The organism is bacterium (assembly GCA_035691305.1).
Taxonomy (GTDB): domain Bacteria; phylum Sysuimicrobiota; class Sysuimicrobiia; order Sysuimicrobiales; family Segetimicrobiaceae; genus DASSJF01.
Genome location: DASSJF010000004.1, coordinates 1 through 9767 on the forward strand (window position 1 = coordinate 1; position 9767 = coordinate 9767).

The window sequence follows — 9767 nt, forward strand, 5'->3', positions numbered from 1 at the left end:
ACAGTCCACGTGCGCGTAGTGCCGCTTCTCCGTCTCGTACTCCACGTGGCTGATCGCGATCGTGATCCCCCGCTCCTTCTCCTCCGGCGCGTTGTCGATCTCATAAAACCCCAGCGCCTTCGTCTTCCCCAAACTCGCCAACACCCCCGTGATCGCCGCCGTCAACGTCGTCTTCCCGTGATCCACGTGCCCGATCGTCCCCACATTGACGTGCGGCTTCGTCCGCTCAAACTTCGCCTTCGCCATCGCCAGCCTCCGTTCGCGGCCCTACCCGCGCCCTACTCCGGTTTGTTTCGCCCGCGAGCACCATGTCACGCCATCGCGTACCCGACTTGACTCATGGTTGCGCAGAGAGGTCCCCGTCGCGATCCAAAGCTGGGGGGTGTTTCCTGGAGCCCACGACCGGATTCGAACCGGTGACCTTGTCCTTACCAAGGACACGCTCTGCCGCCTGAGCTACGTGGGCCCGTGCGTCCATTGCACCGTCGCCGGCCGCGAAACGTACGCCCCGTTCACGGCGTCATCCGCGCCGCACTCGCTATGTCCATCCGCGGACCCACGCCCACCGAGCCCGTGTGTACCGCCGCCGGCACCGCGATTATAGCAGAGCATGCGGTGCCGCTGCGTATATTGTACCATTAAACCACTGGTCGACCCTGTTGACGAATGGCCGGAGGAAGTGTCTGCGGTTGAGCCTAACTCGCGCGCGGAGCTCGACATGATGGCTCAAGCCTCACTCACCCGACCAATCCGGAGGAGCGGAATGTTATCGCTCGGCGAGCGGATCCGCGCGCGCCGCAAGGAACTGCGGCTGACCCAATCGCAGCTCGGCGGCACCGAGCTCACCAAAGGGTTCATCAGCCTGATCGAAAAGGACCGCGCCAAGCCGTCGATCGAAACCCTGATCCTGCTGGCGAAGCGGCTGCAGCGGCCGATCGGCTACTTCCTCGAAGAGAGCACCCCGCTCGGCCGCCGCGCGCTGCAGACATTGCTCAGCCTGGGCTGGGCGCTGCTCAAGCAGGGCGATTTCACGCAGGCTGCCGAGACGTTCACACAGACCCGCGGCATCGCCCAGCAGCAGGACGACAAGAACGCCGAGGCCGAGGCCTGCTGCGGGCTCGGCTCCGCGCTTGCGGGGCTCCGGCAGTTCGACCTCGCGCGGCAGAATGTCGACCGTGCGCGCGACCTCGCCGCGGAGATTCAGGAGCCGCGCCACTTCGCCCGCATCAGCCACGTGCTCGGCCTGATCGCGTACTACGAGCGCGATCTCGCCGCCGCCCGCGAGCACTTTCTCGAAGCCCACCGGCGCGTGCAGGCGGAAGGCGAGCCGGACGTTTCCCTCACCGGCGCGCTCCTGCTGAACCTCGGCAACACTTACCAGGAGGCCGGCGAGCACCAGGAGGCCGCGCGCTGGTACCGCGAAGCGCTCGCGCTGCTCGAGCCGACCCAGGACCTGCGGCGCATCGGGCTGGTCCACGTGCAGCTCGGCATCGCCCACCGCGACGCCGGACGTCCGGACGCCGCGCTCGCGCACCTCGCCCGCGCGGAACACCTCTTCGAGCTGCTGGAGGACATCCGGCTGCTGGCTCAGGCGCGGACGAGCATGGGCATCATGCTGCTCGAGCACGGCGACGTGCAGGACGCGATCGAGCAGCTCCGGAGCAGCCTCCGCATCAAGCAGCAGCTCGGCGACGACCCCGGGCGGGCGCGCAGCCTGACGGAGCTGGCGCGCGCGCTGGTCGTGACGGGCGCGCTGGCGGAATCGGAGGAGGCGCTCGTCGAAGCGGAGCGTCTGACCCGGCGGCTCAAGGACACGACGGAGGCGGCGCGGACCACGCTGGTGCGGGCCCGCCTGACGCGCGCACAGGGGCACGCGGCCGACGCGGTGCGCCACTACAAGCAGGCGATCGCGTCGTTCGAGACCCTCGAGATGCGCGCGGATCTCGCGGGGGCCGCGAACGAGCTCGGCGAATTCTTGATCGACCAGAAACGGCCGTCCGACGCGGCGCCCTACCTCGCCCGCGCGCTGCGCGAACTGCGCCAGCCCAACCTGACCGGCCGCGTGACCGGCAACCGCTAGAGCCAGTTATCGCAGTAGAACAGGTCCGCGTGGTCGTAGTCTGGCCGCTCGCCCCGCTTCATCCGGAGCATCGCCCCCATCTCGCGATAGCCGCGCGCGGCGAGATGCCGGTACGCGCGCCAGCACGAGCCCGGCAGGCGGACGCTCACGGCGTGACATCCGGCCCGCGCCGCGAGGCACTCCGCGGCGCGCACCAGGCGGTCGAAGGCCTCCTCGTCGCGCGCGGCGAGAAACGGCACGAACGTGGTGCCGGGCCGCGGATGGAAGGTGCTGCGCACGTGGCACAGCGCGCAGCCGCCGTTCGTCACGAGCACCTCGCCGATTCTCTGGCGCCGCGTCGCCTCGGCTTCCGCACGCAGGTCGAGTCCGGGATACACGAAATCGAGCGGCGGCAGGTCGCCGGCCGCATTCACGCCGTCCGGCCAGTCCGCGGCCGGCGCCCGCGGAGCCGGGGTCGCGGCCCCCGCGGTCGCCGTCCCCTCGGCGGTCCCCCATTCTCTACGCACGCCGAGTCCCGTCCATCCAGGACGAAAGCCAAGCTTCGCGTAGAGGTGCAAGTGCTTCGGACTCGACGGAAAAGTCTCCAGGCCGGCGAGCCGGACGCGGCGGCGCTCCCAACTGTCCAGGCACGCCGCCATCAACGCCTGCCCGATCCCGCGGTTGTCGGCGTCCGGCGCGACCGCGATCGGACCGACCCAGGCCAGCGGCCCGCGGGCGACGGAGAACAGGACCCCGACCGGACGTCCGCGGTCGGTGGCCGCGAAGCAGCCGGCCGGGTCCACCGCCAGCCTGTAGGGAAACTGGTGCGGCGGAAACAGCGGCGGCGTTCGCGGCCGTCCGTACAAGGTCTCGGACACCCGGCAGAACGCCGCGTCGGCCAGCGGCGGCACCCATTCCAGGTCGGTGTCGGTGAGAGGCCGGACATCTGCCATCGGTCAGGGCTTCTTCGCCGCCAACGTGAGCCATACCGTCGTGCGTCCGCCGGCGCTCTCGGCGCCGACCTCGCCCTCGTGGGCTCGGGCGATCTCCTGCACCAACGCGAGGCCGATCCCGGCGCCGCCCGTGTCGCGCGAACGCGACTTCTCACCGCGGTAGAACCGCTCGAAGATGTGCGGCAGATCGTCCGGCGCGATCCCCTCTCCGACATTTTCGACGGCCAGCCGGACCACGCCGTCGAGGCGGCCCGCGCGCACGATAATGTCGGAGCCGGAAAAAGCGTAGCGCAGGGCGTTGTCGAGCAGATTGCGAAGCGCCTGCCCGACGAGATCCGCGTCGGCCTCGACTTCCGGACCGGGTGTGCCGGCGGCGACGGTGACGCGCAGGTTGCGGGCGGTCAGCTCGGGATGGTACAGCGCCGCGATCTGCTGCGCGAGGACCGCTACGTCGAAGCGGGCGCGCCGGAGGGCCGACATCCGGGCATCGAAGCGGCTCAGCTGCTGCAGCGTATCGACGAGGCGCACGAGGCGCATCACCTCTTCGTGGAGCGATGCGAGGGTTTCGGGGCTGACCGGCACCACGCCATCCCGCAGGCCTTCGAGGTAGCCCTGCAGGGTGCTGAGCGGCGTGCGGAGTTCATGGGCGACGTTGGCGACCAGGTCGCGGCGCAGCGCCTCGATGCGCGCGAGCGATTCCGCCATGCGGTTGAGCGAATCGGCGAGCCGGACGAGCTCGTCCGGTCCCCCGGTCGAGACACGCTGCGCATAGTCGCCCGCGGCGATCCGCTCGGCGAGCAGCATCATGTCCGAAATCGGCCGGACCAGCCGCCGGACGAGGACCCAGCCGAGCAGCATCGCCGCGGCCGCGGCGATCACACTGCCCGCGATCAGCACGCGGTGCACTTCGCGCAGGAAGTCCTGCTCCACCATCGTGGGGTCGATGTGGTAGCGCGTCATGATGACCATGAAGAACTGCGTGGCGCGGTCGGAGATCAAGGCCCCGGCGATCGCCACGGCAATGGCGATCGCCAGCAGCTGCGCGCCGAGCAACCGCCAGAGCAGCTTATCCCGCATGCTTGGGCCGTGCCGGCTCGAGCAGCCGGTAGCCCACCCCGCGCACCGTCTCGATGAAGCGCGGCTTGGCGGGGTCGTCGCCCAGCTTCTCCCGCAGCTTGCCCACGTGCACGTCGACCGTCCGATCGATGACGACCGCCTCGTCGAAGGCGTAGACGTGCGTCAGCAGCTGTTCGCGGGTGAACACGCGCCCCGGAAACTCCATTAGAGCCTGAAGCAGCTTGTGCTCGATCACGGTGAGCCGGACTTCGCGGCCGGCGACAAAGACCTCGTGGCGTTCGAGGTCCATCACCAGGTCCCCGCGTTCGATTCGCGGCGAGGCCGCGCTCCCGCCGCCCGCACGGCGGAGAATCGCGTGCACGCGCGCGACGAGCTCTCGCGGGCTGAACGGTTTCGTGACGTAATCGTCCGCGCCGACCGCGAGGCCGGACAGTTTGTCGCTCTCCTCGACCCGCGCGGTGAGCATCAGAATCGGCACGTCCGAGCGCTTGCGCAGCGCGCGGCAGACGGCGACGCCGTCGAGTTCCGGCAGCATCACATCGAGGATGACGAAACCCGGCCGGTGCCGCGCAAACAGATCGAGGGCCTGACGGCCGTCGTAGGCGGGCACCACCGTGAAGCCGTCCCGCTCCAGGTACATCCGTACGAGCGCGATCAGCTTGTGATCGTCGTCGACGACCAGCACCGTCGGTTGCGTCCGTGCCGTCACGCCTCTCTCCTCGAGATCCGGGTGCCTTCTCGCGGCGGCCGGATGGGACGCGGCCCCGGCCGGATCGTGCAATATTCTCGTAAAGATTCGATAAAGGCGGCTCGGCGGCTTCGCCGCGGCCCGGCTCAGCCTGCCCTCCGCGGGGTCCCGTTCGTCGAGGGGGACCCCGACCTGAGGGACGCGTCGCGGTAGACTGAATGACGTGCGGCGCATCGTGGTGGTGGGAACAAGCGGCTCGGGGAAGACCGCCCTGGCGCGCCGGCTCGCCGGGCGGTTGAGCTGCCCGTACATCGAACTCGACGCGCTCCACTGGCGCCCCAACTGGACGGAGGCGCCTGTGGAAGAATTTCGGGAACGGGTGCGGCGCGCCGTCGACGGCGACGCCTGGGTCGTCGACGGAAACTACGGCGTCGTTCGCGACATCGTGTGGCCGCGGGCAGATACACTCGTATGGCTCGACTATCCGCTGGGGGTGATTCTCTGGCGGCTGCTGCGGCGATCGGTCCAACGGCTGATGACGCGTCAGGAACTGTGGGCCGGGAACCGGGAAGACCTGCGCCTGTTGCTGAGCCGCGACTCGATCTTTCTCTGGGCGCTCCGGACGTACCGGACCCACCGCCGCGCGTACGGCGCGGTGGCGCATGACCCGGCGAAGGCTCACCTCACCATGGTGCGACTCCGCTCGCCCCGCGCCGGCGCCGCGTGGCTGACCCGCTTAGACCGACACTAGCGCCGCCTCCGGGGTTTCCCGCAGCGCGGGTGGTTGATCGTTGCCGTCCGGAGGCTAGCGCCGTCCGACGAACCCGTGCGTGGTGTCGTTCGCGTCGTCGAAGGTGCCGACGATCTGTCCGGCCGCGTTGAGCCCGTATCCGGCCGTGCCCGCGGCCCGCGGCACGTCGAAGCGCGTGATGGCGCCGCCGGAGGCGCGCACGAATCCGTGCGAGGTGTCGTCCGCGTCGCGATAGTACCCGATGACCTGTCCGGCGCGGTTGATCCCGTAGACGACGGTCTCGGTCGCCCGCGGTACGTCGACCACCATGAACGCGCCCGCGCCGCTGCGGATAAAACCGTGGTAGTCGCCGTTGCCGTCGCGGTAGAAGCCGGACACCTGTCCGGCGTCGTTGATGCCGTTCGCGACGGTCGTGAAACCGTTCGGCGCGTCGAACGTCGTCACCGCGCCCGCGACGTCGCGAATGTAGCCGTGGGACCGATGCGCGGCGTCCTCGATGTTGCCGGCGATCTGACCGGCGCCGTTGATGCCGTTCGCGAACGTGTTGGACGCGTCCGGGATGTCGAACATGGTGAACGTTCCGTCCGCCGCGCGCACGAACCCATGCGAGACCTTGTCCTTGTCCCGGAAGTCGCCCACGATTTGGCCGGCGTCGTTGATGTCGGACACGTCGGTGCTCGCGGCGGCGGGGGCGTCGAACTTCGTGATCGCCCCGGCCGGACTGCGGACGAACCCGTGCGAGACCTGGTCGTCACCTTGGTAACCGCCGGCGATCTGGCCGCTGCTGTTGATGGCGAACGCGAACGTGTCGGCGGCACCGGGCACGTCGACCGTGGTGAACGTGAACGCCGCCGGCGCGGCGGTCCCCGCGGCGGCGGCCAGCGCCGCGACGCAGGCGGCCGCGATCATCGTGAGCGCGGCCGCCCCGAGGTGAACCCTGCGTGGTGTGCGCATCGTCGCCGCCTCGCAGCTGTGGTGGGCGAGGTGGGAGTCGAACCCACACGGCCGTTCCGGCCAGAGGATTTTAAGTCCCCCTCGTCTGCCGATTCCGACACTCGCCCGGTGCGCGGTGTTCGCAAGACAGTGCGCCGGCCCCGCGATCGGCGTCCGGGACCGGCATGGAACCGCGTTACCCGTGTAAGGGAGTGGAGGCGACGGGCGGATTCGAACCGCCGAATGGGGGTTTTGCAGACCCCTGCCTTGCCACTTGGCTACGTCGCCGCAGGTTGGAGCGGGAGATGGGACTTGAACCCACGGCCTTCTCCTTGGCAAGGAGACGCTCTACCTCTGAGCTACTCCCGCACCGCCGAACCCGATTATAGCAAAGGCCGCAACCCGCTGTCGCGGCGCACCGCCGGAATCCGGTCTAGCCGTGACCGATCAGCGACATGAACTCCGCGCGGGTGCTCGGGTTCTCGCGGAAGATACCCCGGGTCGCGGACGTGACGATCTTGCTCCCGGGTTTCCGTACCCCCCGCATCGTCATGCAGAGGTGTTCCGCTTCGATGACCACCGCCGCGCCCCGGGCATGGAGACCCGCATTGAGAAGATCGGCGATCTGCGAGGTGAGCCGCTCCTGCACCTGGGGCCGCCGCGCCAGCGTCTCGACGAGCCGCGCGATCTTGCTCAGCCCGACGATCCTGCCGTTCGGGATGTAGCCGACGTGCGCCACGCCGACGAACGGCAAAAGATGATGTTCGCAGGAACTGTGAAACGGAATGTCCTTGACGACCACCATCTCCTTGTGGCGCTCGTCAAAAGTGACCTTCAGCAGCGGCGCCGGATCGGTGCGGAGCCCCGAGAATATCTCCGCGTACATGTTGGCGACACGCCGTGGCGTGGCACGCAAGCCTTCGCGGTCCGGGTCCTCCCCGATCGCCCGGAGGATTGTGCGGACCGCCGCTTCGATCGCCGCCGTATCGACGCCGGCGTCGCGGCGCGCCGGAGCCGCCGCGCCATCGACGGTCCGCGCGCCCGGCGGCCGGCCGTTGTGCCGCGCCTTCGTGCGTCCAGCCTGCCTCATGCGCTGCTCCCCTCTCCCGCGCCGGCGTCTCCGGCCGCCGTGACGATGTCTCGGGTTCCCCGCCCCGGGGCCGACGCCGGCGAGGCGCCCTCGGGGCCCCGCGTGATCGCCAGCGTCATTTTGATCACCCGCGCCACCGATCGAACGTCGTGCGTGCGGACGAGGCCGGCGCCCTGCGCGACGCCGTACGCGATCGCGGCCAGCGTGCCCTCCAGAAGCTCGTCGAACGGCAGCGCGAGAATGTCGCGGATGTAGTTCTTTCGCGACGTCGCCAAGTAGATCGGATAGCCCAACCGCGTGAACGCCCCCAGCCGGCGCAGTATTTCCACGTCGTGGTGCGCCGTCTTGCCGAAGCTGAAGCCGGGATCCACGACGAGACGGCCGGCCGGCACCCCAAGCGTGCGGGCCCGCTCGGTCCGCTCCTCGAGAAACGCATAGACCTCCTCGACGACCGACACGTAGCGCGGCGACGTTTGCCGGACCTTCGGCCGCCCCAGGATGTGCATCACGCCGAGCGCGGCGCCGGACTCCGCCGCGACCTCCGCGATGCGCTCGTCGGCGAGCCCGCTGATGTCGTTGATGAAGACCGCGCCGGCTTCGACCGCGGCGCGGGCCACCTCGGGCTTGTAGGTATCGATGGCGAGCGGCACGGGCAACCGCGCGGCGAGGGTTTCGATCAGGGGGACGACGCGGCGGCGCTCCTCCTCGATACCGACCGGCGGTCCCGGCCGGGCGGTCTCTCCGCCGATCTCCACGAGATCCGCGCCCTCGGCGACGAGTTCGTCGGCGCGCGCGAGCGCGCGGTCTCGTTCGTAATAGCGGCCGCGGTCGTAGAACGAGTCCGGTGTCGCGTTCAGCACGCCGACGATGAGCGGCCGGGGCGCCAGGTCCAGCGCGAACCGGCCGGCCCGCAGGACGCGCGGCCCCGCCGTCACGCCGGATGCTCGCGCAGGTACTGGTAGATGCGCTCCGCCTGGCCGGCGCCGATCCCCTCGACGGCGGCGATGTCCGCGGCGCTCGCCTGCCGGATGTTGCGTACGGAGCCGAAGTGACGAATCAAGGCGCGCTTCCGACGCTCCCCGATGCCCGGGATCTCGTCGAGCGCCGAGAACACGATGCGGCGGCCGCGCAGGCGCTGATGATAGGCGTTCGCGAAGCGGTGCGCCTCGTCGCGGAGGCGCTGCAGCAGCTGCAGCGCCGGCGAGTCCGCCGGGAGCGCGAGCGGCTCGGACAACCCCTCGACGTAGATCAGCTCCTGGCCCTTCGCAAGGGCGATCGCCGGGATCATGTGGTTGTACTCGAACAAGACGTCCCGCGCCGCGCTCAGCTGGCTCCGCCCGCCGTCGAGCAGCACGATATCCGGCAGCACGGCCCACTTCGGCCGGATCGGCTCGTCGCGGTCGAGACGGTCCTGCTCCTCTCGTGCGCGCGCGAACCGGCGCGCCAGCACCTCGCGCATCATCGCGACGTCGTCCGGCCCCTCGGCCGTCTTCATCTTGAAGCGCCGGTACTCGCCCGGCCGCACGCGCCCGCCCTCGGCGACGACCATCGACGCGACGGTTTCGCCACCCTGGAAGTTGCTGATGTCGTAGCACTCGATCCGCACGGGCGGCGACTCGAGCCGCAGCAGGCTTTGAAGTTCATGCACGCCGGGGCCGGCGACGCCGCCCCGCCGCGCCGCCTCCTGCGCCAGATGCAGCGCCGCGTTGTCGCGGGCCAGCGCGACGAGGCGCGCGCGGTCCCCGCGCTGCGGCTGGACGAGATGAACGCGGCCGCCGCGCCGCTCGCCGAGCCACCGTTCGATGACCTCGTGGTCGGGAATCGGCTCCGGAACGAGAATTTCCGGAGGCACGCTCGTCGCCGCCTCGTAGAACTGCGTGAGGAACGCCCGCAGGGTTTCGGCGGGCGGCGCGCCGCGCGTCCCCTGCAGCATGACGTGCTCCTGGCCGGTGACGCGGCCGCCGCGGACGACGAAGATCTGGACGACGCCGGTGTCGCCGTCCTGCGCCACGGCCAGGATGTCCCGGTCCTCCGCGCCCTCGGAGACCATACGCTGCGGCTCCTGGAGCGCCTCGAGCCCGCGGATCTGGTCGCGCAGCGTCCCGGCCCGTTCGAACTCCATCGCGTCGGCGGCCGCCTGCATCTGGCCCTCGAGGTCCTTGCGCAGCGCGTCGTGCCGGCCGTCGAGGAACTCGCCCGCCTGCCGCACCTGCTCG

Annotated in this window: 10 protein-coding genes and 4 tRNA genes; 2 read left to right on the forward strand and 12 right to left on the reverse strand. The window is 70.1% G+C overall.

The annotated features are described in order from the left end of the window. Together VFL28_00475 and VFL28_00480 are read right to left on the reverse strand one after the other, a co-directional pair. On the reverse strand, nt 1-246 hold a 246-nt coding region (locus VFL28_00475), incomplete at its 3' end, for a GTP-binding protein (GenBank protein HET7263117.1). 144 nt (nt 247-390) lie between these two features. After that, nucleotides 391-466 (reverse strand) — tRNA-Thr (locus VFL28_00480). A 297-nt stretch (nt 467-763) separates the two neighbouring features. On the opposite strand from VFL28_00480, the gene VFL28_00485 reads away from it, so the two are divergent. Beyond that, nucleotides 764-2080, forward strand: coding sequence for a helix-turn-helix transcriptional regulator (locus VFL28_00485; GenBank protein HET7263118.1), 1317 nt, complete (start codon nt 764-766; stop codon nt 2078-2080). Here VFL28_00485 and VFL28_00490 read toward each other — a convergent pair. From VFL28_00490 to VFL28_00500, 3 genes are read right to left on the reverse strand one after another with little or no spacing between them, the layout of a single operon-like run. Continuing rightward, nucleotides 2077-3012, reverse strand: a complete 936-nt coding sequence (locus VFL28_00490) for a GNAT family N-acetyltransferase (protein ID HET7263119.1) — start codon at nt 3010-3012, stop codon at nt 2077-2079. The two genes, VFL28_00485 and VFL28_00490, sit on opposite strands and share 4 nt — an antisense overlap. Before the next feature lie 3 nt (nt 3013-3015). Next, nucleotides 3016-4089, reverse strand: a complete 1074-nt coding sequence (locus VFL28_00495; GenBank protein HET7263120.1) for an ATP-binding protein — start codon at nt 4087-4089, stop codon at nt 3016-3018. Further along, nucleotides 4079-4798: a response regulator transcription factor gene (locus VFL28_00500; protein HET7263121.1), complete on the reverse strand. Its 720-nt coding sequence runs from the start codon at nt 4796-4798 to the stop codon at nt 4079-4081. Before VFL28_00500 ends, VFL28_00495 begins: the two co-directional genes overlap by 11 nt. A gap of 202 nt (nt 4799-5000) precedes the next feature. On the opposite strand from VFL28_00500, the gene VFL28_00505 reads away from it, so the two are divergent. Further along, entirely contained in the window at nt 5001-5528 is a 528-nt protein-coding gene (locus VFL28_00505) for an AAA family ATPase (protein ID HET7263122.1), read from the forward strand. 54 nt (nt 5529-5582) lie between these two features. On the opposite strand, the gene VFL28_00510 is transcribed toward VFL28_00505, so the two are convergent. The 7 genes from VFL28_00510 to uvrC all read right to left on the reverse strand — a co-directional run. Beyond that, complete coding sequence (locus VFL28_00510) at nt 5583-6482, reverse strand: hypothetical protein (GenBank protein ID HET7263123.1); 900 nt, start codon at nt 6480-6482, stop codon at nt 5583-5585. Nucleotides 6483-6501: 19 nt separating this feature from the next. Then, nucleotides 6502-6589 (reverse strand) — tRNA-Leu (locus VFL28_00515). 85 nt (nt 6590-6674) lie between these two features. Further along, nucleotides 6675-6749: transfer RNA gene (locus VFL28_00520), tRNA-Cys, on the reverse strand. Between the two features lie 6 nt (nt 6750-6755). Then, nucleotides 6756-6830, reverse strand: a tRNA-Gly gene (locus tag VFL28_00525). Nucleotides 6831-6894: 64 nt separating this feature from the next. Then, on the reverse strand, nt 6895-7551 hold the full coding sequence (gene folE, locus VFL28_00530) for a GTP cyclohydrolase I FolE (GenBank protein HET7263124.1): 657 nt from the start codon (nt 7549-7551) through the stop codon (nt 6895-6897). After that, the gene (gene folP / locus VFL28_00535; protein ID HET7263125.1) at nt 7548-8486 is read right to left on the reverse strand and encodes a dihydropteroate synthase; all 939 of its coding nucleotides are present in this window, start codon (nt 8484-8486) and stop codon (nt 7548-7550) included. Before folP ends, folE begins: the two co-directional genes overlap by 4 nt. Then, the coding region (uvrC, locus tag VFL28_00540) for an excinuclease ABC subunit UvrC (GenBank protein ID HET7263126.1) at nt 8483-9767 on the reverse strand (1285 nt) is incomplete at its 5' end. The genes uvrC and folP, both read right to left, overlap by 4 nt.

Coding starts and splice junctions, on each gene's coding strand:
- VFL28_00490 (HET7263119.1), bottom strand. CDS start 3,012: ATGGCAGATGTCCGGCCTCTCACCGACACCGACCTGGAATGGGTGCCG.
- VFL28_00495 (HET7263120.1), bottom strand. CDS start 4,089: ATGCGGGATAAGCTGCTCTGGCGGTTGCTCGGCGCGCAGCTGCTGGCG.
- VFL28_00485 (HET7263118.1), top strand. CDS start 764: ATGTTATCGCTCGGCGAGCGGATCCGCGCGCGCCGCAAGGAACTGCGG.
- VFL28_00510 (HET7263123.1), bottom strand. CDS start 6,482: ATGCGCACACCACGCAGGGTTCACCTCGGGGCGGCCGCGCTCACGATG.
- folE (HET7263124.1), bottom strand. CDS start 7,551: ATGAGGCAGGCTGGACGCACGAAGGCGCGGCACAACGGCCGGCCGCCG.